This window comes from Streptomyces sp. HmicA12 (assembly GCF_000373565.1).
Taxonomy (GTDB): domain Bacteria; phylum Actinomycetota; class Actinomycetes; order Streptomycetales; family Streptomycetaceae; genus Streptomyces.
In genome coordinates this window covers 66,465-90,579 of the sequence record NZ_KB891797.1, presented here as the reverse complement: position 1 = coordinate 90,579, position 24,115 = coordinate 66,465, and the positions used below count along the sequence as shown (strand labels likewise).

Here is a 24,115-nt window from a genome sequence, read left to right as displayed (position 1 = left end):
TCACGTGGCACCATCCACCGGAGCGCGCACAAGTTACTGACGGTAAATCAGGTTTTGCCGCGCGGTGAACCTGAGTTGTCTCGGCTGTGGGGGCGGAGCGGATGAGCAAGCGGAACTCGATGTCGGTGGCGCAGATGGCGGCCGTGGCGCTGGTCTGTGCCGTGACCGTGCTCGCGGCACCGGGCACGGCCCTCGCGGCTCCGACGCCCACGCCCTCGCCCTCGGCCACGCCGAAGAGCACGGATCTCGAAGCCGTCCGCAAGAAGATCGACAAGCTGTACCACGACGCGGCGGTGGCGACGGACGAGTACAACGCGGCGGAGGAGAAGGCCGACCAGCAGTCCGTCGAGATCGTGAAGCTGGCCAAGAAGATCGCCGTCGGGCAGCAGAAGCTGGACCGCCTCAAGAAGAGCGCGGGCGCGGTCGCCCGCGAGCAGTACCGCACCGGCGGGATACCGCGCGAGACCCAGTTCCTGCTCTCCGGCGACCCGCAGCAGTTCCTCGACAACGCGGGCCGGGCGTACCAGGGGCAGCAGGCCACCAAGAACCTGCTGTCCCAACTCACCGCGACGCAGAAGGAACTCGGGGAGTACGCCGACGACGCCTCCGCGAAGTGGAAGGAACTGGACGAGGGCGCCCAGCGGAAGGCCACGGCGAAGAAGAAGGTCGAGCGGCAGATCGAGGAAGCGCAGAAGCTCGAGAGCACGCTGGAGAAGAAGGAGCGCGAGCGGCTGCGCAAGCTGGAGGAGGAGGCCGAGCAGAAGGCGCAGACGGCCTGGCTCTCCTCGGGCGTCCTCAAGGAGATCAACGGCAGGGCGACCGCCTCGGGCAAGAAGGCGGTCCAGTTCGCCACGGCCCAGCTGGGCAAGCCGTACGTGTGGGGCGCCGAGGGCCCGAAGTCGTACGACTGCTCGGGGCTCACCTCCCAGGCGTGGGCGGCGGCGGGGCACGGCATCCCGCGCACCTCGCAGGAGCAGTGGAAGCAGCTCAAGCACATCGACATCGACGACATGCGCCCCGGCGACCTGATCATCTACCACGACGACGCCAGCCATGTCGGGATGTACATCGGCGACGGCGCGATCATCCACGCGCCGCGCCCCGGGCGGACCGTGACCGTCGCCGGAGCCGGGTCGATGGCGATACTCGGAGTCGTGCGGCCCGACGCGTGACGCGCCCCGCGCGCAGGCCCGCGCCGGGTGACCCGCCGCACGTGACGCACCACACTTCCTTCACCGCGGTTGCACAGGTCCGACGTGATGTTCGTCATCCCGAACCTGCCCATCACGGGCCGGAACCCTCCAATTCCGGTGCGGGAAGCGGCATATGACGCTGGCCGTTCACCACTCGCCATTCCGTTGGAGCGGCGCCTGACGCTAAGGTCCCCGACGGTGGTGCGACGACCTTCGTGCCACCGCGCCCTCGGGGGGAGGGAAGGAAACCTAGCGATGCCCGTACCCGTACCGCGGCAGAGAGCGATCCCGGCCGTGGAAAGTGGTCAGGCTCAAGCTGCGTCCACTACACCGGCCGCCGGACCGGCGCGGCAGACAGCCGCCGTCCGCGACACGACCGACAACACGACCTTCACCACCAGCACGACCAGCCCGACCAGCACTACCGACAACACGACCGCCGCGGTCGTCTCCGCAGCGGCGACACGAACGGCGACCACAGCGACCGCGGCGGACACGGCTGCCGGAAGCACCACGGCCGTCGGCACCACCACGGCCCGCCCGGCCACTGGCTCGACCAGCCAGAACGTCGGCCCGACCGGCTCGTCGGGCTCGATCGGCTCGTCGGGCTCGTCCACCGGCCTCACGCTCCTGGTGCTCGAGGACGACCCGACCGGGTCGCTCACGGTCCCGGAGATGCAGGACGCCGCGGGCAAGCCGATCCGTGTCCGCACGGCCCGCAACCTCACCGAGGCCGAGCGGCTGCTCACGCACGACGTGAACTGCATCCTGCTCGACCTGACCCTGCCCGCCACGAAGGCGGGCCGCGAGGACGCCGACGAGCTGGAGACGCTGCGGCACGTGCTGCGCCTCGCGCCCCGGCACGCCGTCCTGGCGCTCACCGCGTCGGGCGACGCCGAGCGCGGCGCGGAAGCGGTGCGGGTGGGCGCGCAGGACTACCTGTTCCGCGACGAGCTGGACGGCCGCCTGCTCGGCCGTGCCGTCCGCTACGCCGTGGAGCGCAAGCGCGCCGACGTGGCCCAGCGCAAGCTCACCGAGTCCCGGCTCCGCGCGCAGGAGAACGCCCGCCTGGAGCGCGGCCTGCTGCCGACGCCCCTGCTCGACGGCTCGCCGCTGCGATTCGCGTCGCGCTACCGTCCGGGCCGCTCCCGGGCGCTGCTCGGCGGCGACTTCTACGACGTGGTCCGCACGCCCGACGGCACGGTCCACGCGATGATCGGCGACGTCTGCGGACACGGCCCCGACGAGGCGGCGCTCGGTGTGGAACTGCGCATCGCCTGGCGGGCGTTGACGTTCGCGGGCCTGTGCGGGGACGAGCTCCTCTCCACCCTCCAGCGGGTCCTGGAGCACGAGCGCGCCGACGACGAGATCTTCGCGACGCTGTGCACGGTGGACATCGCGCCGGACGGACGCCGCGCGGGCCTGTGCCTGGCGGGCCACCCGTCCCCGCTGATCGCGAGCCCGGGCCGCCCGGCGACGCTGCTCCCGTACGAGAACAACGGACCGGCGCTCGGACTGCTCCCGAAGGCCCGATGGCCGCGCATGCAGGTGGAGTTGGGGCCCGAGTGGAGCCTGATGCTCTACACGGACGGCCTGATCGAGGGCCGGGTCGGCCAGGGCAACCAGCGCCTGGGCCAGGACGGCATGGTCGAGCTGATCCGCCGCCGGCGCGCGCAGGGCCTGCACGGCGAGGAGCTCCTGGAGGCCGCGATGAACGAGGTGCGCGACCTCAACGGAGGCGACCTGACGGACGACGTGGCGGTCCTGCTGCTGGACCGGTGACCGGGGGCGACGGGCTCCCGGTTCAGCGGCCGCCGTTGTACGGACCGTAGGGGCCGTCGCTGCTGGAGCCGCGTCCCTTGCGGCCGCCGCCTCCTCCGCCGATCTGCCGGACGGCGGGGCGCACGTCCACCATGTACACGATGGTCGCGATGAGCCCGATGATCGGCAGGAACGACAGGATCCCGAAGATCCAGTTCACGACGAAGGCGATCCCGAGGACGATCAGCCAGAACGGCTTGGTCTGCTTGTCCGCCGCACGATAGGCGTCCTCGCGCCGCATCGCGGCGTCGATGAACGCGAAGCCGCTGAAGACGATCAACGCCAGGTTCAGCAGCGACAAGAGACTGTTGAAACCCTGCATCAGCACAACGCCACCACCTGAATCGACTGCCTGCACGCACGGCGCCCGGTCATCGTGGCCACCGTACCCGTACAACGGGCCGGGCACGCGACACGTGCCCGGCCCGTCAACGTATGCCCTACTTGGCGGGCGGCGTGGAGCCGGAGCCCGTCTTCTTGGCGGGAGCGGTCTTCTTCGCCGTCGTCTTCTTGGCGGTGCTCTTCTTCGCGGGCGCGGGCGCCGGCGCGGGCTTCGCGGCGGCGGCCGGGGTCTCCTTGGCCGTCGGCTCGGGGTCCGGCTCGACGGACTCGGCGATCTCGACGATCTCCTCGGCGGCCTCGCCGCGCCAGTGCTTCACGGCCTCCTCGCCGTGCTCGGCGACCTTCTCGTACGTCTCACGTGCCTTGACGGCCGCCTCGGCGGCGTACCCGACACCGCGCAGCGCGAACTCCTGGGCGCTCTCCCCGAACTTCTTCAGGTCGGTGTCGAGGGTGGTGACGAACTCGTTCACCTTCGCCGTGATGGTGGCCTGGGCCTCCTTGGCGCGGGTGGTCGCCTTGTCCTGCACGTCCTTGGGGTCGGTGTTGCGCACGGCCTCGAAACGGGCGGGCGCCTCGGTCCGCAGCTGCTCGACGAGTCCCGGCACCTTCTTCGCCTGCTGGTACGTCAACTCGGCGGCGCCCGCGGCGAAGTAGAGGGGGGTCGGGTCGGAGAAGGTCTTGCGCAGGTCGTCCTTGATGGCCATGGCGTGGTCCTCCCGGATCACATCAACTGGTGCTTGAGGGCGTGGCATCGCCGTCGTCGCGGATACTGCCTTCGTGGTTGCCGTTCTCTTTCCTGAAGGACTCGTAGATCTGCAACAGGACTTGCTTCTGGCGCTCGTCGAGCGAAGGGTCGGCGAGAATCACCGCACGCGTCTCGATCTCGTCCCGCTCGCGCTCCGCGTCGAGGATGCCGGCACGCACGTACAGCGTCTCGGCGGAGATCCGCAGCGCCTTGGCGACCTGCTGCAGCACCTCCGCGCTCGGCTTCCGCAGCCCGCGCTCGATCTGGCTGAGATACGGGTTGGACACCCCGGCGGCGTCGGCGAGTTGACGGAGCGACAGCTGCGCGTTGCGACGCTGCTCGCGCAGATACTCGCCGAGACTTCCGACGTTGAGCGATGCCATGCCTCGATGGTGCCGCACCCGCGCTAACTATTGCAAGCACGTGCTTGCAATAGTGCGCCGAGTCACTCCCTCACGCGCCAACTCGCTCACTGACCTGTTGACCTGTCTCTGCGGAGCTGAGGCAGTCCCGCTCGATATGAGGCATTCGGTCGCACGTCTCGCTCAATCTCGGGCAACTGGTGCGGTGTCTCGCTCAATGTGAGGTACGTGCTGCTCCTGCCGCCTACGGTCGTTCCACCTGGTCAGCGCCGAGTGGGGGTGGCTGGTGGAGGCGGATGACTTCTGGCTGGAGTACGTCGATGCCCGGGGTGAACTATGCGGTGGGCCGCTTGAGGTGATGTGGCCGACCCGGTTCGAGTCGTGCAGGCAGGTTCGGGCATTTCCGTCGTACCGAGGGCAGCGGAACTTTTCTGGCTGGTACTGGGCTGCGACCAGCGCCGAGTTGGTGGGTTACGAGTCGTGGGTGGAGCTGAGCCATCTGATGCGGCTGGATGCCGAGCCGGAGGTGGTCGGGGTGGTTTCCCAGCCGTTTCGGCTGTCGTGGCGGTACGGCGGTGGGCGTCGGCGGATCAGGCACACGCCGGACTACTTCGTACGCCGCCAGGACGGCAGGGCGGTGGTGCTGGATGTGCGTCCGGATGAGCTGGTCGAGGCGGAGGACGCGGCGAAGTTCGCGGCGACAGCGGTGGCCTGCGCTCGGGTCGGCTGGGGCTTTGAGCGGGTCGGGGTGATCGGTCCGGTGCTGGCGGCGAATCTGCGCTGGCTGTCGGGCTACCGGCATCCGCGGGTGCGGTGTGAGCCGGTGGCGGAGTGTCTGCGGACGGTGTTCGCCCAGCCGCAGGGCCTGCTGGCCGGGGCCCGGACGGTCGGAGATCCGATCGCCGTGCTGCCGGTGCTCTTCCATCTGGTCTGGCGCCGGGAGCTGGTCGTGGATCTGGCCAGCGAGAGGTTGTCGGCGGCGACGGTGGTGCGACCGGCGCCCGCGGCGACGGGGGAGGTGGGGAGCGGTGCCGGCACGTCCACGGCTGCTGTCGCTGGGTGACCGGGTCCGCTACGAGGGGCGCGAGCACAGCGTCGTCGCCCTGCACGGGACGGCGGTGCGACTGGTCGACGACGCCCAGGCCGCGAGCGTGGTGCTGCTGGGTCATCTGCTGGCCTCCGAGGGGTTCGCGGTGCTCGGCACGGGCCCGTCCCGCCCGCCGCTGCCGGAGGAGGGGGTGCTGGAGGGCCTGCCCGAGGAGGAGGCGGAACGGGTTCGGTGGTGGCAGCAGCATCTGACCGAGCTGATAACTGGCCGCCCGGATGCCGAACCCGGCACTGCGGTGAGGGCCGAGTACGACCCGGACGTGTGCTCGGTGCGACAGCGGGAGCTGGCCAAACTCGCCGAACTCCGGGAGGCCGGCGAAGAGGTGGCCCTGAGCACCCTGCAGCGGCTGCGGACCCGTTTCGAGCGCGAGGGGGTGGCAGGTCTGGTGGACCGGCGGCTGGTCAAGCCTGCCACCGGCACCAGCAGGGCTGACCCGCGAGTCGTGGCGGCGATCGAGAAGGTCGTCGGCAGCCGGACCGAAGAGGCGACCGTGTCTGCGCAGGTGCTGCGGCGCCAGGTCGAACGGCTCCTCGCGGACGAACACGGCGCCGAGACAGTAGCGATGCCGTCGCGGGCCGCGTTCTATCGGCTGCTTCAGGCGGTCTCCACGGGACGGCACCTGCTGGGCTCGGCCCGCACCCGCCGCTCGCTGGGCAAGCAGCCGAAGCGGATGTTCGGGCAGCTGACGGCAGCGCGACCGGGTGAGGTGATGGAGATCGACTCCACGCCGCTGGACGTGATGGTCGTCCACGACGACGGGACGTTGGACCGCTGCGAACTGACCGGACTGGTGGACCTGGCGACCAGGACACTCGCCGCGGTGGTGCTGCGGCCGTCGACGAAGGCGGTCGACGCCGCGCTGTTGCTGGCACGGGCGATGACGCCGGAACCGGTGCGGCCGGGCTGGCCGGAGGCACTGCGCATGTCGCGGTCGGTGCTGCCCTACGCCTCGCTGCTGCCGTTGGACGAGCGGCTGGCCAAGGCCGCCGCGAAGCCGGTGATCGTCCCGGAGACGGTGGTCAGCGACCGGGGGAAGGCATACATCTCGGACAACTTCCGCAACGCCTGCCGCCACTTGGGGATCTCGTTCCAGCCCTCGCACCCCGACACTCCGACCGACAAGCCGCACATCGAGCGGACCTTGGGCTCGGTCTCGACGATGTTCGCCCAGCACGTTGCCGGTTACACCGGCCGCAGCGCCGAGATGCGGGGCAAGGACCCTGCCGCGCAAGCGGCCTGGTCCATCCACGAACTCCAGGAACTCTTACAGGAGTGGGTCGTCGCCGTCTGGCAGACGAGGCCGCACGACGGTCTGCGGGACCCGCTGATGCCGGACCGCCCGCTGAGCCCGAACGAGAAGTACGCCGCGCTGGTTACGGCGGCCGGATACGTGCCGGTTGCTCTGGCGCAGGAGGAGTACATCCAGCTCATGCCCCGCGAGCGGCGGGTCATCGGACCTGGCGGGGTGAGGATCAACAACCGGACCTACGACGCCCGCGCGCTCGGCCCCTACCGGCGCCAGTCCTCGGGGGCCGGTCCGGACGGCAGGCTCTGGGAGGTCCACTACGACCCCTACGACATCTCCCGTGTCTGGGTACGCGACCATCGCGAAGGCGGCTGGATCACCGCGACCTGGCGCCATCTGCGCACCTCCCCCGTCCCTATGGGTGAGCTGATCTTCGAGCGGGCCCACCAGGTGTTGACCGAACGTGAACAACGCAAGCCGGACGAGGAAGCCGTCGCCCGCGCTGCGGCCGAACTGCTGGACCGGGCGAGCGACGGCCCCGACGACCGTCCCGTCCGGCGGCGGAAGGGGAAAACCCGAGCGGACGAGCGGCGCGACCGCAAAGCCGCAGCCCGCACCCGGGCAACCAGCACGGCCGCCTGGCCCCGGCCCGAACCTCCCGGACACGAGGAGCCGTCGCCGGAAGAAGCGGCTCACGACTCCGAGGAGGCCGAGGAAACCGAGGAGTTGGCCAAGGTAGTCCCGCTGGGCATCTTCGACGCCCGCGAGGAGGCGAAACGATGGTGGTGAACCCGTCCGCCGACGACACGGCACCCTTCGACGAGGCCGGCGAGGAACGCATCGAACCGCCCACGACACTCGCCGGCTGGCGGCACTTCGTCGAAAAGGACGCCGCCACCTTCCAGCTCACCTCCCCCAGACTCTGGGAGAGCATGGGCGATCGGGTCCGCAACTCCTACAACGAACGGCGCATCGACTACCACTCCGAACTACAAGTCGTGCGGACGTCCACGGTCAGGGAAGTCGCCCACCAGGGAAGGCTGCTGACCCTGCTGAACCGCCGTGAGCACGGCGCCCGGCGGGGACTGATCATCTCGGGTGAGCGGACCACCGGGAAGACCACCGCCCTGCGGCAGCTCGGCAGACTCCACGAACTGCGCACCCGCCAGCGCTACCCGGACGGCAGGCGAGTCCCAGTCGTCTACGTCACCGCCCCGCCCAAGGGCTCGCCCCGCAAACTCGCCATCGAGTTCGCCCGGTTCCTCGGACTGCCGGTGATCTCTCCCCGGCACAACACCGTCGACATCACCAGCGCCGTCTGCCAGGTCCTCATCGAGGCCCGCACGGACCTGGTCCTGGTCGACGAGATCCACCTCATGAACCTGGCCACCAGCGCCGGCGAGGAACTGTCCGACCATCTCAAGTACTTCACCGAGCACCTGCCCGCCACCTTCATCTATGCGGGCATCGACGTCGAACACTCCGGACTCTTCACCGGCATCCGCGGCGACCAGATCGCTGGCCGCTGCACGCTCCTGCACACCGGCCCGTTCCCGCTGAACTCCGAGTGGGAGGCCCTGGTCGCGACGATGGAAGCCACGCTCCGGCTCCACCACCACAAGGCCGAGACCCTCGCCGACCTGCACCCCTACCTACATCAGCGCACCGCAGGCATGATCGGAAGCCTCTCCCACTTGATCAGGGCCGCCGCGATCTCCGCCATCCTCGACGGCAGCGAACGCATCACCCGCCGCCAGCTCGACACCATCCACGTCGACCACGCCAGCGAAAGGGCCTTCCGGGGCGAAGCCCTGCGCGGCAAGGCCGCCGGATGAACGGCCGACGCCGAGGGCCCGCCCCGGTCACCTCGCTGCCCTTCGTCCCGACCATGCTGCGTCCGCTGCCACATCCAGTCACTCCGTTCGCGAACGAGACCCTCGACTCCTACCGCCACCGCCTCGCCGCCGCGAACCAGACCGAGTTCCGCACCATGCGCAACCCCTCACGCTGGCTCCAATGCCCCCTCAACGAACTCGAACGGCTGGAAATACTCAGCGGCCAGCCCCGCACGACCCTGCTCTGGGCACTTCCCGAACTGCGGTCCCACGCACCAGACATCGTCGCCCCGCCCGAAGTCTTCATCTTCAACACGCGCGCCGCCTGTGATCTCTGCAGCGAGCGCTCCGGCAACAACGGCCAGCCCATCCAGGTCTACCTTCGCGGGCTTCACGACAATGTCTGCATCCGTCACCGGCGCTGGCTCAGCTGCGGTCGCGCGAACGTCTTCGAGCAGGTCGACCTCTCCCACGCTCCAGAAGTCGTCCGCGCCCAGCGCCTCCTTGACCGGCTGGAACGCCGGCACGGGACGTTCGCTCTGGGAACCGCCTACCGCCACTGCGAGCGGTTCTGGAGAGAGATCGACCGACGGGCACTTGTCCGCGGCGACCGGGATTCCGTGCTTGCGCGCATCTACCGGCCGGACTCCAAGACCCTCCCGGACCGCTTCGACCTTATCCGGTCGCAGCGCTTCCACCGGGCCGCCAACTACCCCCAGGTCGCCAGGTTCACGAAACTGATCATCTCCCTGGCACAGCGACCGGAGACCGAACGCAAGGTCGCGCACCTCACCGGCACCACCCAGATCGAGTTCGAACAAGCCTTCCACCTGGACCACCGCCCCCGAGGCATCACACTCCCGTGGCTCCGCAACGGCCTCGTCGGCCTGGTGGAAGTCGTCGCCGATCTGACCTGGGACGACGAACCCCTGTCACACACCGCGCAAGCCGGATGATCGACGTCCTCGCTCTGAAGCATGGGCGGCCAGCTGCATACTCGGATCAGGCCCCTTCGACACCGACATGCATGTGGTGGTGACGAGGAGCATCGATCTCGTCGAGCAGGGCGATCGCGAAGTCGTCGTGGGAAATGCGACTGGCCATGTTGACGTCTGAAGTGGAGTAGCGGCCAGATCCCGCCCCGGCATGATCGAAGTCACCAGCCGGGCTGATGATCAGCCAGTCCAGAGAAGTCGCCGAGGAACGCAACACAGCTGTCCCGGCCGCGTGACCGAGACAGAAGGGCCGGTACTCCTGCGGAAAACCGGGAGTGTCCATCAAAGGCGTCCCCTCGCTGGTCTCCAGTGTTGCCGCCAGGCCGACAGCGACCAACCGGCCGACCCCCGCACGCGCCAGCCCATCAAGGAGAGCGCGAGCCGCGGCTGTGAAGAAGACGTCCGGCTGGGCGCCAGCATCGTAGGCGGCCATGATCGCGGCATCATGCCCGGCCGCGAGATCGGCGACAGCGTCTGCGTCAGTGACATCACCGCTCACCAGACGGACTCCCGCACCTTCCATGTCCGGGTACCTGGAGGCGTTCCGGAGGACTGCAGTGACGTGGTGTCCCCGGCGGAGAGCCTCACCAACAGCCGCCCGTCCGACTCGCCCGCCTGCCCCGAAAACAAGGACCTTGCCCATGGATTACCTCGCTCGCGTCTCAAGAAGATCTGTCCGCTGACATGCCCGAGCAAGGTAGCCACACTCATGGTTACCTCCTGGATACCGCACTACGGTGGCGCTGTGACCAAGCCCCTGGACCCAGAGATGTTCGACCCTCTCTGCCCCTCTGACCTGGTGCCCTTCCGAGTGGGGGACAAATGGGCCGGGATGATCATCCAGTGCCTTGAGGACGGCCCCCGCCGGTTCTCCGAACTACGGGTCCCACTGCGGAACATCACGTCCAAGGTGCTCACACAGTCTCTTCGGGCGCTGGAACGTGACGGCTTCATCGTCCGAACGGTCCACGCCCGACCCGCCCGCCACGTCGAATACGAACTCACCTCGCTCGGCCGGAGTCTCCTTGACCTGCTCGACGCGGCACGCACCTGGGCAGAGGCACACCTGGACGAACTCATCGACGCCCACGAAGCGCACCACCCGCCGACCGAGCCGGCCAACACGCCCCCTTATTCAAGGCCAGACACCTCATCTTGACCGAGACGGAATCTCCAGAAGCGTCTCACTCAACTTGAGGCACCCCAGGTCAGAGCATCAACCTGCCTCATCCTCAGCGAGACCGGACACTGCCCCACGCGCCAACTCGCTCACTCGGTGGTGTGCGTGGGGTAGACCTCGACGTCCGTGTAGGCGCCCTTGATCGCGCCCGCGCCCTCGGGCCAGTCCAGGGTCACGGTGTGGGTCTCGTTCGGGGGCGTCACCAGGATGTTGGTCGGGGACGCAAGGCTGTCGCCGGAGTTGTCAACGGTGTAGGCCAGGTCGAAGACGGCGGCGGCGCCGGGCTTCAGGGTGGTGATGCGCGGCTGGGCCTGGCCGCGCGCGATGGGGCTCGAGGTGTGGTCGGCGTCCTTGATGTCGACGCCCGCGAAGCCCGTCGCCGAGCAGGTGGTCGAACCCCGGTTGATCATGGTGATGTTGATCCTGCCCTCGTCCGCGCCGGCCGCGGCGTACTGGGCGTCGATGGCCAGGTCCTCCGTCCTGCAGAACGTGACCTTCGCGCTCGTGTTCGTCGCGCCGTTCGCCGCTCCCGCCGCCGTGCTGTTCTTCCCGGAGCCCGACTTCGCGTCACCGGCCTCCGCGCCGCTTTCCGAACCGGCCTCCGAACCGGCCTCCGCCTTCGAGCCGCCGTCCGCGGACGAAGAGGACGAGGTCGAAGTGCCCTTGGAGGACGAGTCCTTGCCGGAGTCGCCGCCGCCACAGGCCGTGAGCGAGAGGGTGGCGGCGACGGTGATGGCGGCGAGAGCGGTGATGCGGGTGTACTTCACGGTGTTCCCCCATGTGTGACGCGGTACGCGGTCCGTTCGTGCGGTCGGACATATTTGTATCTCGCACCGAGTTACAGGCGGTCCTCCGTGACGTCTTCGTTCTGTCACAGGCTCCGTCAGAGCGTGATGAGCAGGCGGGTGTTCGGCTTCAGCTTTCTGTTCACCGAGCGGCTCTGTACGTAGACCTCCAGCTCGGGGTTGTTGCCCGCCTTCACCGAGACGGTCCCCCGGATGTCCGTGCCGAAGAGCAGGGCGCGGGCCGCGTCGCCCGTGTAGGCGCGGTCGGTGTCCTTCTCGACGACGATGACCTCCTTGTCCGGCTGGACCTGGACCCGGGAGCCGAGCTGGTAGTAGCAGGACCCGCGCTCGTACGTCACGCCCGGGTGCGAGTTGACGAAGTCGCGGATCGCGATCTCCTTGTCGACCTTCAGGAGCCGGTACCGGTCCGCCGCTATCGGCTCCAGGTTCGCCCGCACCTCGTCCACCGATATGTCCTGGCCGACGGCGAAGAGGTTCTTCGTGCCGCGCACGCCCTGCTCACGGCCGCGCAGGAAGCTGGTGGCGGCGGCGCGCACCGTGCCGATCGCCTCCTCGACGCCCTGCTGCGAGTCCGCGTCCCATATCGCGATGTTGCCGGCCGGGAATCCGTAGTTCTGCGCGGTCCGCTTGGCCAGCGAGTTCGGCACGAGGATCGCCGAGGTCCAGTGGCCCGGGAGCCCGCCCATCGTGGCCGTGATCCTCTTCAGCCACGGGCCGAGGATCCGCATGTCGCCGTCGTGCCGCCGGTCGCCGCCCGAGGCGTTCTCCTCGCCGTCCGTCACCACGATCTGGAGGAAGCTGTGCTCCCCGTACTCCTCCCAGATGTGCCCCAGGTCGTCCAGGGATTTGAGCGAAGCCTCGATGAGCGCCGTCGCTCCGTTGTTCACCCTGTACAGACCGCGCATGGACGGCAGGTGCTTCACGTCCATGTCCCACACCAGGTTCTCCACCCGGTGGTCGAAGGAGTAGAGACTGATCCTGGTCTCGTGGCCGAGGCTGTCCGACTCGGCCTTCAGACCCGCCACGAACTCGTCGACGACGCGCACGAGTTGGTTCTCGTGCGGCCGCATGGAACCCGAACAGTCCACGACCAGCGCGACGTGATTGACCTTGTGCCGGATCCGGTTCGCCAACCTGTTTGCGGACATGACTGTGCTCCCCCTTCGACGCTCCCCGAGTGACGTTCTCACTCTAGGAGGAGGCACTGACAACGCCCCCGACCTGCTCTGACACCCCGTCACCCACCGCCCCGTACGGCGACGTTCAGGCGTGTCACCTGGTCAGCTCCGACGGGGCGTCCAGGCGGGTCAGCTTGCCGGGGTTGCGGACCACGTAGATGCGGGTGATCAGGCCGTTCTCCACCGTGACGCTGACCGTGGACGGTTCGCCGTCGAAGTCGACGCGGCCCGCGGGCTCGCCGTTGAGGAGCAGGGCCGTCATCTCGAGCGCGGTCACCTTGGCGTGCGCGCCCGCGAGGATCCCGGCGACCAGGTCCGCGCCGTGCAGCGGGGCCGGAGCGGCGGCCACCACTCCCCCACCATCGGTGATCATGACCACGTCCGGTGCCATAACCTCCATCAGCTCCTGCAGCCGTCCGGTGCGCAGCGCCGCCAGGAACCGGTCCACCACCGCCTGCCGCTCCGCCCGCTCCACCCGCATCCGCGGCCTGCGCGCCGCAACGTGGTCGCGGGCCCGCCGGGCGATCTGCCGTACCGCGGCCGTGGACTTCCCGACGGCCGCGGCGATCTCCTCGTACGGCAGGTCGAAGACCTCGCGCAGCACGAACACCGCGCGCTCGGCCGGCCCCAGGGTCTCCAGGACGGTGAGCATGGCGATGGAGACGCTCTCCGCCAGCTCGACGTCCTCGGCGACGTCCGGGCTGGTCAGCAACGGTTCCGGAAGCCATTCGCCCACGTAGTCCTCGCGGCGCCGGGACAGCGTGCGCAGCCGGTTCAGGGACTGCCGCGTGACGATCCGTACGAGATAGGCGCGCGCGTCGCTCACCCGCGCGCGGTCCACGGCGGACCAGCGCAGCCAGGACTCCTGGACCACGTCCTCCGCGTCGGCGGCGGAACCGAGCATCTCGTAGGCGACGGTGAAGAGAAGGCTCCGGTGGACCACGAACGGGTCCTGCGGCTCCTCTGTCATGTCCGAGCTCCTCATGCGTGGGGACGTGGGGACGTGGGGACGTAGGGACGCAGGGACGACGTACAGCGTGCTTGTTCGGCCGTCCGGCATGAAGACACCGCAGCGCCCGCGGCTGTGACAGAGCCGCCCGAACACGGCTCTGACCTGCGGCGATGCAAGCGGTCAGGAATCGAGAAGCGCTGTGGCGGGGCCACGGTTAGCGTTCTTCGTAGGCACCCACACCGCACGAAAACCAGAATTCCGGGAGTAATCATGACGAACCAGGGCATCAAGACCGTCCTTCACCCCGTCTCCGACGTCGCCAAGGCCAAGGACGTGTACGCGGCCCTGCTCGGCACCGCGCCGCAGGTCGACGAGGCGTACTACGTCGGCTTCGAGGTCGCGGGGCAGCACATCGGGCTCGTCCCGGGCGGCGCCGCGCAGGGCATGACGGCCCCGGTGACCTACTGGCACGTACCGGACATCGAGGCAAAGCTCACCGAGGTGACCGCCGCGGGTGGCACTGTGAAGGAGCCCGCGCACGATGTCGGCGGCGGCCGCCTCGTGGCCACCTTCACCGACCCCGACGGCAACGTCCTCGGTGTGCTCCAGGACAGCTGACCCGCGGGACCGGCACCGCCCGCCCGACCGATGGAGAGACGAGACAGATGAGCCCGAGCCCGCGCCCGGCCAAGAAGGCGGCGGCCAAGAAGGCGGCGGCCAAGAAGTCAGTGGCGAAGCAGCCGGCGAAGAAGCCCGCGGCCCGGTCGCCGCAGGCGTCCGAGCCGCACGACGCGGACAGCCACGACCTGATCCGCGTGCACGGCGCCCGTGAGAACAACCTCAAGGACGTCAGCATCGAGATCCCGAAGCGGCGCCTGACGGTGTTCACCGGTGTCTCGGGCTCGGGCAAGAGCTCACTCGTCTTCGACACGATCGCCGCCGAGTCGCAGCGCCTGATCAACGAGACGTACAGCACCTTCGTGCAGGGCTTCATGCCGACGCTGGCCCGGCCCGAGGTCGACGTCCTCGACGGTCTGACGACGGCGATCATCGTGGACCAGCAGCGGATGGGCGCCGATCCGCGTTCCACGGTCGGCACCGCCACCGACGTGCACGCGATGCTGCGGATCCTGTTCAGCCGGCTCGGCAAGCCGCACATCGGCCCGCCGAGCGCGTTCTCCTTCAACACGGCCTCGGCGCAGGGCAGCGGCGCGATCTCGGTCGGCAACAAGAAGGCGGTGCGGGCGAGCTTCTCGCGCACCGGCGGCATGTGTCCGCGCTGCGAGGGCCGCGGCTCGGTCTCCGACATCGACCTCACCCAGCTCTACGACGACAGCAAGTCGCTCAACGAGGGCGCGCTCACCATCCCCGGCTACACCATGGACGGCTGGTACGGCCGCATCTTCCGCGGCTGCGGCTTCTTCGACCCGGACAAGCCGATCCGCAAGTACACCAAGCGCGAGCTGAACGACCTGCTCCACAAGGAGCCCACGAAGATCAAGGTCGAGGGCATCAACCTCACCTACGAGGGTCTGATCCCGCGCATCCAGAAGTCGATGCTGTCGAAGGACATCGACTCGTTGCAGCCGCACATCCGGGCGTTCGTGGAGCGGGCCACGGCCTTCTCGGTCTGCCCGGAGTGCGAGGGCACGCGGCTGAGCGAGGGCGCGCGCTCGTCCAAGATCAAGAGGATCTCCATCGCGGACGCCTGCGCGATGGAGATCAGGGACCTGGCGAAGTGGGTCGAGGGTCTGGAGGAACCGTCCGTCGCCCCGCTCATCGAAGCCCTCCGGCAGACCCTCGACTCCTTCGCCGAGATCGGCCTCGGCTACCTGTCGCTCGACCGCCCCTCCGGCACCCTCTCCGGCGGCGAGGCACAGCGCGTGAAGATGATCCGCCACCTCGGCTCGTCCCTCACCGACGTCACGTACGTCTTCGACGAGCCGACGACGGGTCTGCACCCGCACGACATCGGCAACATGAACAACCTGCTGCTGCGCCTGCGCGACAAGGGCAACACGGTGCTCGTCGTCGAGCACAAGCCGCAGGCCATCGCCATCGCCGACCATGTGGTGGACCTCGGCCCCGGCGCGGGCGCGGGCGGCGGCACGGTCTGTTTCGAGGGCGACGTGGACGGCCTGCGCGCCAGCGACACGGTGACCGGCCGGCACCTCGACGACCGCGCGTCGCTCAAGCCGGAGACCCGCAAGCCCACGGGCAAGCTGCCGATCCGCGGCGCGGACAAGCACAACCTCCAGGACGTGGACGTCGACATCCCGCTCGGCGTCCTGACGGTGGTCACGGGCGTGGCGGGCTCCGGCAAGAGCTCGCTGGTGCACGGCGCGATGCCCCTCCAGGAGAGCGCGGAAGGGGTGGTGTCGGTCGACCAGACCCCGATCCGCGGTTCGCGCCGCAGCAACCCGGCGACGTACACAGGCCTGCTGGAGCCGATCCGCAAGGCGTTCGCGAAGGAGAACGGTGTGAAGCCGGCCCTCTTCTCCGCGAACTCCGAGGGCGCGTGCCCGACGTGCAACGGCGCGGGCGTCATCTTCACCGACCTGGCGATGATGGCCGGCACCTCCTCCACCTGCGAGGACTGCGAGGGACGGCGCTTCGACTCGTCGGTCCTGGAGTACAGGTTCGGCGGTCGTGACATCAGCGAGGTGCTCGCGATGCCGGTGGCGCAGGCGCAGGAGTTCTTCGGTACGGGCGACGCGCGCACCCCGGCCGCCCACAAGATCCTCACCCACCTCGCCGACGTCGGCCTCGGCTACCTCACCCTGGGCCAGCCGCTCACCACCCTGTCCGGCGGTGAACGCCAGCGCCTGAAGCTGGCCACGCACATGGCGGACAAGGGCGGCATCTACGTCCTGGACGAGCCGACCACCGGCCTCCACCTCGCCGATGTCGAGCAACTCCTCGGCCTGCTCGACCGGTTGGTCGACTCCGGCAAGACGGTCATCGTGGTCGAGCACCACCCGGCGGTGATGGCCCACGCCGACTGGATCATCGACCTCGGCCCCGGCGCAGGCCACGACGGCGGCAAGATCGTCTACGAGGGGGCGCCGACGGACCTGGTCTCGGCGCGGTCGACGCTGACGGGGGAGCATCTGGCGGCGTACGTGGGGGCGTGACGGTCGTGCGGGTGGCCGGGTAGGGGGCGGTCGCGTCTGCCGGGTTCGCTTGTTTCCCGGCTGACGGCCGGTGGGGCTTCTCGCGCAGTTCCCCGCGCCTCAGGGGCGCGGGGCTGTATCGACCAGCGGCTCCGCCGCGGGGCGCGACCAGCCCCCACCGAGCCGCACCCGCACCCGCACCCGCACCCGCACCCGAAACGGAAACCCGGCAGACGCGACCGCGCCCTACCCCACCACCCGCACCGGCGCCGCACCCGCGGCCGAAGCCGCCCCGCCCGTCACGGCAACCCGCGCCCGAGCGGCCAGCGACACCGCTCCCGCGACCGGCAGCAGCAACAGCGCGAACGCCCCCGCGAAGGCCGGGAGTTGACCGGAGGCGACTGCTGTCACCGCGCTGAACAGGCCGGACGCGACGGCCAGCACCAGCGTCTGGCCCAGGTTCTGGGACGTCTGCATCGCGCTGCTCGCCGCGCCCTGCCGGTCCGCAGGGCTGTGCGCGAGGGAGAGCAGGGTCAGGGACGGCGCCGCCCCGCCCATGCCGACGGCGGCCAGGATCATCGAGGCCACGGCCACGGCGGCGGGCACCGCGGGCAGGGTGCAGAGCGCGGCGATCGCCACCGCGACGCCCATCACGGCCGCGCCCGCGCTCACCATGCGGTGCCGCGGAATCCGGTCCTGCAGCCGTCCCTGCAGCCAGGACGCCCCGGCCCAGGCGATCGCCGCGCCGGTGAACGCGAGCCCGGTCACCACCCCCGGCACCCGCCGCACCGTGGTCAGCATCAGCGGCACGAACGCCTCCAGGGTGAAGTACGCGCCCGACGTCAGGGCGCGCAGCAGCACCGTCGACGGAAGGCCACGGGCGGCGCGCCAGGTGCCGCGGGGCAGCAGCCGCGGCCCGAAGGAGACCAGCAGGGCCAGCCCGGATCCCGTACACAGCACGTGCGTGACGTCCCACGCGGAGACGCCGTACTGGGTCAGCGCCGCGGCCAGGCTCACCGCGACCGCCGCCGGCAGCGCGGGCCGGGGCGGCGGCCCCTCGGACACGGCGTCGGCCCGCGACGGCTGTCCCCGGAGCAGCAGCACGGCGGCCACCGCGGGGATCACGGTGAGCACGGCGAGCCCGAAGAACACGGTCCGCCACGACGACCAGGCCGCCACGAGCCCGGCCAGCGGCGGCCCGACGAGCGAGGGCACGATCCAGCAGGTGCTCATCAGGGCGAGGGCCCTGGCCCGTACGTGATCGGGGTACGACTGCCCGATCGCCGCGTTCACCGACACGGCGACGAGCCCCGCCGCGATCCCGTCCGTGAACCGCCCGAGCGCCAGCTGCCAGATCGTGGTGCTGGTCGCGGAGACGAGGAGCGTGGCGACGGTGAGCACGACGCCCGCCATGAGCGGCCTGCGCGCCCCCGACCGGTCGGCCCACGCCCCGCCGAGCACCCCGCCCAGCAGGCTCGCGGCGACGAACGCCCCGGCCACCAGCGGATACAGGGCGACCCCGCCGAGATCCCGGGCCGCCAGCGGCAGCATCGGCATCACGGCGAGGGCGGCGAACCCGGTCAGGAACATCACCGCGGCGAAACTGGCGGTGGCGGGCAGATACGTACGGGAGAAGAGCCCGTCAGCCCTCTCTGACGGCTCGGACGGCTCGGACGGCTCGGACCGCGCAGATCGCATCACGATGCGAAAAGGTACAGACCACTCGGCGCGGCCCGCCAAGGGTTTTCCGCGCCACCGCTCAGCTCAACTCACCCGCGCCTCGCACGACTTCACGTCCTCCCACGCCATCTGCAGCTTCCGCGGCGACCCGTTCAGCCACTCGGGCACCCCGCCCGGCGGCGCGATCGCCACGGTCTCCACCTGCGCACCGCCCATCGCGCGGTAGAACCCCCGCGCCGCCGTGTTCTGCTCCTGCACCCACAGGTACAGGCCCCGCCCGGCCGCTCGTTCGGCGACGGCCTCGGCCGCCCGGGTCAGCAGCAGGGCGCCGACACCACCACGCCTGCGCTCCTGGGCCACGTGCAGATTGTCGACCAGGCTGCCCCAGCGCTCGTCGTGGTCGAACACGACGTGCACGAACCCGACGAGCCCGCCGTCGTCCTCGGCGACGAACGTCTCCGCCCCCGGCCCGGCCTCCGCCAGCCGCGCCGACCACACGGCCAGCCGGTCGGCGACGACATCACCGTCGAGATAGGCATCGGAGTAGGCACCGCGATAGTGCAGGCGCCAGCTGCGGGCGTGGAGTTGGGCAACCGGTTCGGCGTCATCGGGGCGGGCCGGTCGCAGGCGTACGGCTGGAGAGATCATGCGCGTCACGGTAGGGACGGGGTTCGAGTCCGGTCCACCCGATGTCCGCGCCGCGCGAACCCGCCCGCTATGCGACGTCGAGCGCGGTCCCGTACAACCGCGTCACCTTGATCCGGATGACGACGCGCCGTTCGGCGACCTGTTCCGCCAGAAACTCCTCCTCGCCGCTGTCCTCGACGAACTCCCGCGCCATGGCAAGGAGTTCTCGCCCCACCGCGTCCCCGGGTTCGGCACTCGGCGCGCTCACCTCGGCCTCGCCCTCGGCGACGGCGAACGCGAAGTCGTCCCGCCTGACATGCAGCGCCGCGTGCGGATCGGCCCGGAACTGGCGCGGCTTGAGCCGTCCTTCCGTCGTGGAGATCCGCAGCAGGCGCTCCTGTGGGCTCCAGCGGTACAGGACCGTGGACAGGTGCGGATGCCCGGAACCACGGACACTGGCGAGCGTCCCGAACTGCCCTTCCTCCAGGATCTGTTGCAGTTCGGGTTCGGTGAGCGAACGAGGTTCGGGGCCGGCCATGGGAACTCTCCTTCAGCAGCAATGGTCCGTACGTTGATCAGTGCGTTGATCAGTGCGTCGATCAGCTCGCGGAGCGCGCGGTTTCCGCCTGCGTCGGCCGCAGCACGACCAGCGCCACCACGAACGCCACCGCGATCAGCCCCGCCCCGGCGCCGAACGCGAGCCGGTACCCCTCGGTGAGCGCGGTCGTGCGCGAACTCCCGCTCTCCATGAGCGAGTTGGCGCGGGATGCGGCGAGGGTCGACAGGACGGCGACGCCGAGTGCCATGCCGATCTGCTGCGTGGTGTTGAAGAGGCCGGAGGCGAGCCCCGCGTCCTCCTCGCTCGCGGCGGACATCCCGAGCCCGGCGAGCGCCGGGAGGACGAGCCCGCCGCCGGAGATCAGCAGCATCACGGGCAGCAGGTCGGCCACGTACTGCCCCTGTACGGGCACCCGCGCCAGGTACCCGAGCGCTCCGGCCAGCAGCACCAGGCCCGCGAGCAGCACCGTCCGTTCGCCGAAGCGCGTGGCGAGGCGGGCCGAGGCGCCGAGCGACACGGCCCCGATCAGCACGGCGGCGGGCAGCATCGCGAGGCCGGTCTCCAGGGCCCCGTACCCGAGGACCTGCTGCATGTAGAGCGCGGCGAGCACCTGGAAGGCGAACATGGCGGCCAGGGTGAGGACCTGGGTGATGTTGGCACCGGCCACGGCCCGCGAGCGCAGGATGCGCAGGGGCATGAGCGGCGTACGGGCCCGGGCCTGCCGTACGACGAACGCGGCGACGAGTCCGATCCCGACGGCGACGAGGCCACCCGCCCGCAGCGAACCGGCGCCGTACGCCTCGATGTTGACGACGCCGTAGATGGACAGCATCAGCCCCGCGGTGATCAGCAGCGCGCCCCACACATCCGCTCCGGCGCGCAGTCCGAGCCCCCGGTCGGCGGGCAGCGCGGGCACGGCGAGGGCGAGGACGGCGGCGCCGAGGGGCAGGTTGATGAAGAAGATCCAGTGCCAGTCGAGGGCGTCGGTCAGTACGCCGCCCAGGACCTGCCCGATCGAGGCCCCCGCGGCGCCGGTGAAGCTGAACACCCCGATGGCGCGGGCCCGTTCGCGCGGATCGGCGAAGAGCGTGACGAGGATGCCGAGTCCGACGGCGGCGGCCATGGCGCTCCCGACGCCCTGAAGGAACCGCGCGGCGAGCAGTACGGCGGGCGTCGCGGCGACCCCGGCGAGCAGCGAGGCCGCGGTGAAGACGACGGTGCCCGCGAGGAACATCCGCTTGCGCCCGATCAGATCACCGAGCCGCCCGGCGAGCAGCAGCAGGCTGCCGAAGGCGATGAGGTAGGCGTTGACCACCCAACTCAGGCCGGTCGGCGTGAAGTTGAGGTCGCTTTGGATGGCCGGCATGGCGACGGTGACGATGGATCCGTCGAGGATGATCATCAGGGTCCCGGTGGCGATGACCCCGAGGGCCAGCCAGCGGTTGCGCGGCCCGGCCCCGGGCGCGGCGGGTGCGGTACGGGAATCGACGGACGCGTCGGGTACGGCGGACACGGCAGCGGTCCTCCAGAGTCGGGCCACCACCCCCACCGGGTGGCGACGACAACACGACCGTAGCAGATGGTTCCGTTGCAGACTATATTTATCGGAACCAGTGGTGGACTACCCTGGCCCCATGACCGCGATGACGCCCGCCCCCACCCGGACCAGGCCGGATCTCTCGTACCTCCTGGACCACACGAGCCACGTGCTGCGCACCCGGATGGCGGCGGCGCTCGCCGAGATCGGTCTGACGGCGCGGATGCACTGCGTCCTCGTGCACGCCCTCGAAGCGGAGCGCACGCAGAACCAGCTCGCCGAGATCGGCGACATGGACAAGACGACGATGGTCGTCACCGTCGACGCCCTGGAGAAGGCGGGCCTCGCGGAGCGCAGGCCGTCCAGCACGGACCGGCGGGCGCGGATCGTGGCGGTGACGCCAGAGGGCGCGAAGGTCGCCGCGCGGAGCCAGGAGATCGTGGACGGGGTGCACGAGGAGGCGCTCGCCTCCTTCCCTCCGGGGGACCGGGAGGTGTTCCTGCGCCTGATGAACCATCTGGCGCAGGGGCACTTGAGTACGCCGGTCGCCGGTCCTGCCCCTGCGCGGCGGCCGCGGCAGCGCGGGTAGGGCGCGGGTTCGTCGGCGGGTGCGGCTCGGTGGGGCGTCTCGCGCGGTTCCGCATGCCTCAGAGGCGCGGGGAACCGCGCGACCAGCCACGACGAGACCCGCACCCGCCCGGAAGGAACCCCCGCCGGCGCCTAGGCGAACGGCAACGCCCGCGTGTGCACCACGTCCAGCCGCGACACCGCCCGGGTCAGCACCACGTACAGCCGCTCGAACCCCCGCGCCTCCGCCTCCACGATCGCCGCGGGCTCGACGGCGACGACATGGTCGTACTCGAGCCCCTTCGCCACCCCCGCGGCGAGCACGGTGACCCGCGCCCCCAGTTCATCGGCGTCGGCCACCTCGACCCCGCCCCGCGCGAGAGCCCCCCGCACCCGCTCGACGTCCCCCTCCGCGGCGATCACCCCGACGGACCCCTCGTGCGCGAGCGCCCGCCGCACGGCGGCGACCACCCCCGCCCCCAGATCGGCGACCTCCCGCACCGTCAGCTCCCCGTCCGAGCGGAGCGACCGCGCGGCGGGTACGTCCACGTCGATCCGTTCGAGCACCCGGTTCGCGAGCGCGACCACCGCCGCGGGCACCCGGAACCCGGTGGTGAGCGGCACCACGTGGGCCTCCGGTTTGCCGAGGTGCCCGAGCAGCTCGGCCCAGTTCCGCGCCGCCCAGGGCGTGGTGCCCTGGGCGAGATCGCCGAGCACGGTCAGCGAACCGAAGACGGCGCGGCGCGCGATGGCCCGCGCCTGCATCGGCGACAGGTCCTGCGCCTCGTCGACGACGATGTGGCCGTACCCCTCGGGGTGTTCGAGCAGCCCGGCGACCTCGTCGATGAGCACGAGGTCGGCGGCGGACCACTTCACCGACTTGTACGAGCGAGCGGGCCGCGCCCAGAGCAGCGCCTTCCGCTCCCCGGCCTCCAGCACCCCTTCCGCGACCCGCTCCAACTCCGCACCGTCCGCGAGGAGTTGATGCACCACCTCGTCGGCCCGCACCCGGGGCCACACGGCATCCACGTACGCACTCATCGGCCGCGACCGCTCGATCTTCTGCAGCCAGGCGCCCGTCACGTTCACGGCCCGCCGCTCGGCCCGCTCCTGGATGTAGCGCACGGCCCTGCTGCGGACACGCTCCCGTCCGACGGCGTACGGCGGGGCCTCGGCGAGCACCCCCTCGACGATCCGCACCAGCTCGTCCACCGGCACCCGCCACCGGTACGAGACGTTCGGGTCCGGCACCGCGAGGGAGTCGGCGATCCCGTCGGCCGAGACCCGCGCGTACAGCGCGCGGCGCAGCACCTCGGCCATCCGGGCGTCGTGCTTGACGGCGGCCGTGGCCTCGTCGTCGCGGGCCCGCACGGGATGGGCGCCGACGAGCTCCTCCACGGTCGACTGCCCCACGCCCGTCTCGCCGAGGGCGGGCAGCACGGCGGAGATGTACGAGAGGAAGGTCCGGTTCGGTCCGAGGACCAGGAGTCCGCCGCGCTGGATGCGCTGCGGATACGTATAGAGCAGGTACGCGGCCCGGTGCAGCCCGACCGCGGTCTTGCCGGTGCCGGGCGCCCCCTGCACGCACACGGACGCGGACGGCGACTCGCGGACCAGGTCGTCCTGCTCGGGCTGGATGGTCGCGGCGATGTCCCGCATCGGCCCGACGCGCGGCCGCTCGATCTCCCCGGCCAGGATCCGGCCCCCGGAGGAAACCTCGCCCGCGCCGACCCGCTCGTCCTCCAGGCTCGTCAGGTCCCGCGACTCCCCCGTGCTGCCCGGCGCCCACCCGAACCGGCGCCGCACATCCACACCCTGTGGATCCTTGGCGCTCGCCTGGTAGAACGCCCGCGACACCGGTGCCCGCCAGTCCACGACGAGGGGCGGTGCGGACGGATGCTCGGTGATGCGCAGCCGCCCCACGTGATAGCTCTGCCCCGCGTGCTCCCCCGCCGCCCCGAAGTCGAGCCGCCCGAAGAACAGCGGACCGCGCGGCAGCTCCTTCAACTCCTTCGCCTTGCTCCGGAGTTGATACCCGAGCACTTCCGCGTCGGCGCCGGAGGCCGAGGCGTTCTCACCGATGACGACCTGCTCGTCGGCGCCCTCGACCATGGCGGTGAGGGCGGCGCGGCAGGTGTCGTGGAAGCGGCGCTCGGCGCCGAGGGAGGGGTCGAGGGAGGGATGGCTCATCCCTCCACGGTAACCGAATAACGTTACCGAGTTAAATTTTTTACTCTGTTGCGCTTTACGGAACCCGATCCCTACGCCG

General features: G+C 70.4%; 22 protein-coding genes. 10 read left to right on the top strand and 12 right to left on the bottom strand.

Translation table 11 applies throughout. The features are described 5' to 3' along the window. The first annotated feature begins 101 nt into the window (after positions 1-101). Together B072_RS0100475 and B072_RS42120 are read left to right on the top strand one after the other, a co-directional pair. Positions 102-1,172, top strand: a complete 1,071-nt coding sequence (locus tag B072_RS0100475) for a C40 family peptidase (protein ID WP_018527962.1) — start codon at positions 102-104, stop codon at positions 1,170-1,172. Positions 1,173-1,448: 276 nt separating this feature from the next. Beyond that, positions 1,449-2,975, top strand: coding sequence for a PP2C family protein-serine/threonine phosphatase (locus tag B072_RS42120; protein WP_026245312.1), 1,527 nt, complete (start codon positions 1,449-1,451; stop codon positions 2,973-2,975). Positions 2,976-2,997: 22 nt separating this feature from the next. Here the strand turns inward: B072_RS42120 and B072_RS0100465 are convergent, their stop codons facing one another. The 3 genes from B072_RS0100465 to B072_RS42115 all read right to left on the bottom strand — a co-directional run bounded on the left by B072_RS0100465 (position 2,998) and on the right by B072_RS42115 (position 4,484). Continuing rightward, complete coding sequence (locus B072_RS0100465) at positions 2,998-3,342, bottom strand: DUF2516 family protein (RefSeq protein ID WP_018527959.1); 345 nt, start codon at positions 3,340-3,342, stop codon at positions 2,998-3,000. A gap of 112 nt (positions 3,343-3,454) precedes the next feature. Beyond that, positions 3,455-4,060, bottom strand: a complete 606-nt coding sequence (locus B072_RS0100460; protein WP_018527958.1) for a hypothetical protein — start codon at positions 4,058-4,060, stop codon at positions 3,455-3,457. A gap of 22 nt (positions 4,061-4,082) precedes the next feature. Further along, the gene (locus tag B072_RS42115; RefSeq protein WP_018527957.1) at positions 4,083-4,484 is read right to left on the bottom strand and encodes a helix-turn-helix domain-containing protein; all 402 of its coding nucleotides are present in this window, start codon (positions 4,482-4,484) and stop codon (positions 4,083-4,085) included. Between the two features lie 265 nt (positions 4,485-4,749). On the opposite strand from B072_RS42115, the gene B072_RS0100450 reads away from it, so the two are divergent. Genes B072_RS0100450 through B072_RS0100435 form a run of 4 tightly spaced genes read left to right on the top strand, consistent with a single transcriptional unit; the run spans position 4,750 to position 9,608 of the window. Continuing rightward, positions 4,750-5,526 carry a TnsA-like heteromeric transposase endonuclease subunit gene (locus B072_RS0100450; RefSeq protein WP_018527956.1) on the top strand — a complete coding sequence of 259 codons (777 nt, stop codon included), beginning with the start codon at positions 4,750-4,752 and terminating at the stop codon, positions 5,524-5,526. Continuing rightward, entirely contained in the window at positions 5,492-7,606 is a 2,115-nt protein-coding gene (locus B072_RS0100445) for a Mu transposase C-terminal domain-containing protein (protein WP_018527955.1), read from the top strand. Before B072_RS0100450 ends, B072_RS0100445 begins: the two co-directional genes overlap by 35 nt. Then, positions 7,597-8,652 (top strand): ATP-binding protein, encoded by a 1,056-nt coding sequence (locus tag B072_RS0100440; RefSeq protein WP_018527954.1) that lies wholly within the window; start codon positions 7,597-7,599, stop codon positions 8,650-8,652. The genes B072_RS0100445 and B072_RS0100440 overlap by 10 nt, the downstream gene beginning before the upstream one ends. Before the next feature lie 53 nt (positions 8,653-8,705). Next, the gene (locus tag B072_RS0100435; RefSeq protein ID WP_158689123.1) at positions 8,706-9,608 is read left to right on the top strand and encodes a hypothetical protein; all 903 of its coding nucleotides are present in this window, start codon (positions 8,706-8,708) and stop codon (positions 9,606-9,608) included. Between the two features lie 46 nt (positions 9,609-9,654). Here B072_RS0100435 and B072_RS0100430 read toward each other — a convergent pair whose 3' ends face one another. Beyond that, positions 9,655-10,290 carry an NAD(P)-dependent oxidoreductase gene (locus tag B072_RS0100430; protein WP_026245309.1) on the bottom strand — a complete coding sequence of 212 codons (636 nt, stop codon included), beginning with the start codon at positions 10,288-10,290 and terminating at the stop codon, positions 9,655-9,657. Between the two features lie 66 nt (positions 10,291-10,356). Between B072_RS0100430 and B072_RS42110 the strand changes: the two genes are divergently transcribed. Next, positions 10,357-10,806, top strand: a complete 450-nt coding sequence (locus tag B072_RS42110; RefSeq protein ID WP_018527952.1) for a winged helix-turn-helix transcriptional regulator — start codon at positions 10,357-10,359, stop codon at positions 10,804-10,806. Positions 10,807-10,916: 110 nt separating this feature from the next. Here the strand turns inward: B072_RS42110 and B072_RS0100420 are convergent, their stop codons facing one another. From B072_RS0100420 to B072_RS0100410, 3 genes are all read right to left on the bottom strand, one after another. Continuing rightward, complete coding sequence (locus B072_RS0100420; protein WP_018527951.1) at positions 10,917-11,594, bottom strand: DUF4232 domain-containing protein; 678 nt, start codon at positions 11,592-11,594, stop codon at positions 10,917-10,919. A 116-nt stretch (positions 11,595-11,710) separates the two neighbouring features. Continuing rightward, a complete protein-coding gene (locus B072_RS0100415) occupies positions 11,711-12,781 on the bottom strand; it encodes a vWA domain-containing protein (RefSeq protein ID WP_026245307.1) in 1,071 nt (356 codons plus the stop codon). Positions 12,782-12,905: 124 nt separating this feature from the next. Beyond that, positions 12,906-13,781 (bottom strand): RNA polymerase sigma-70 factor, encoded by an 876-nt coding sequence (locus B072_RS0100410; protein ID WP_018527949.1) that lies wholly within the window; start codon positions 13,779-13,781, stop codon positions 12,906-12,908. A 252-nt stretch (positions 13,782-14,033) separates the two neighbouring features. On the opposite strand from B072_RS0100410, the gene B072_RS0100405 reads away from it, so the two are divergent. Both B072_RS0100405 and B072_RS0100400 read left to right on the top strand, forming a co-directional pair. Continuing rightward, positions 14,034-14,381, top strand: a complete 348-nt coding sequence (locus tag B072_RS0100405) for a VOC family protein (protein ID WP_018527948.1) — start codon at positions 14,034-14,036, stop codon at positions 14,379-14,381. 47 nt (positions 14,382-14,428) lie between these two features. Continuing rightward, complete coding sequence (locus B072_RS0100400; RefSeq protein WP_018527947.1) at positions 14,429-16,897, top strand: ATP-binding cassette domain-containing protein; 2,469 nt, start codon at positions 14,429-14,431, stop codon at positions 16,895-16,897. Between the two features lie 225 nt (positions 16,898-17,122). On the opposite strand, the gene B072_RS42105 is transcribed toward B072_RS0100400, so the two are convergent. The 4 genes from B072_RS42105 to B072_RS0100380 form a co-directional block, all read right to left on the bottom strand. After that, positions 17,123-18,574 (bottom strand): MFS transporter, encoded by a 1,452-nt coding sequence (locus B072_RS42105; protein WP_051127054.1) that lies wholly within the window; start codon positions 18,572-18,574, stop codon positions 17,123-17,125. 66 nt (positions 18,575-18,640) lie between these two features. Then, a complete protein-coding gene (locus tag B072_RS0100390; RefSeq protein WP_018527945.1) occupies positions 18,641-19,204 on the bottom strand; it encodes a GNAT family N-acetyltransferase in 564 nt (187 codons plus the stop codon). A gap of 67 nt (positions 19,205-19,271) precedes the next feature. After that, positions 19,272-19,721 (bottom strand): TIGR03618 family F420-dependent PPOX class oxidoreductase, encoded by a 450-nt coding sequence (locus B072_RS0100385; RefSeq protein WP_018527944.1) that lies wholly within the window; start codon positions 19,719-19,721, stop codon positions 19,272-19,274. 61 nt (positions 19,722-19,782) lie between these two features. Continuing rightward, positions 19,783-21,255: an MFS transporter gene (locus B072_RS0100380; RefSeq protein WP_018527943.1), complete on the bottom strand. Its 1,473-nt coding sequence runs from the start codon at positions 21,253-21,255 to the stop codon at positions 19,783-19,785. 121 nt (positions 21,256-21,376) lie between these two features. Between B072_RS0100380 and B072_RS0100375 the strand changes: the two genes are divergently transcribed. Beyond that, complete coding sequence (locus B072_RS0100375) at positions 21,377-21,868, top strand: MarR family winged helix-turn-helix transcriptional regulator (RefSeq protein WP_018527942.1); 492 nt, start codon at positions 21,377-21,379, stop codon at positions 21,866-21,868. A gap of 131 nt (positions 21,869-21,999) precedes the next feature. Here the strand turns inward: B072_RS0100375 and B072_RS0100370 are convergent, their stop codons facing one another. Beyond that, positions 22,000-24,036, bottom strand: a complete 2,037-nt coding sequence (locus B072_RS0100370) for a HelD family protein (protein WP_018527941.1) — start codon at positions 24,034-24,036, stop codon at positions 22,000-22,002. Positions 24,037-24,115: the final 79 nt, after the last annotated feature.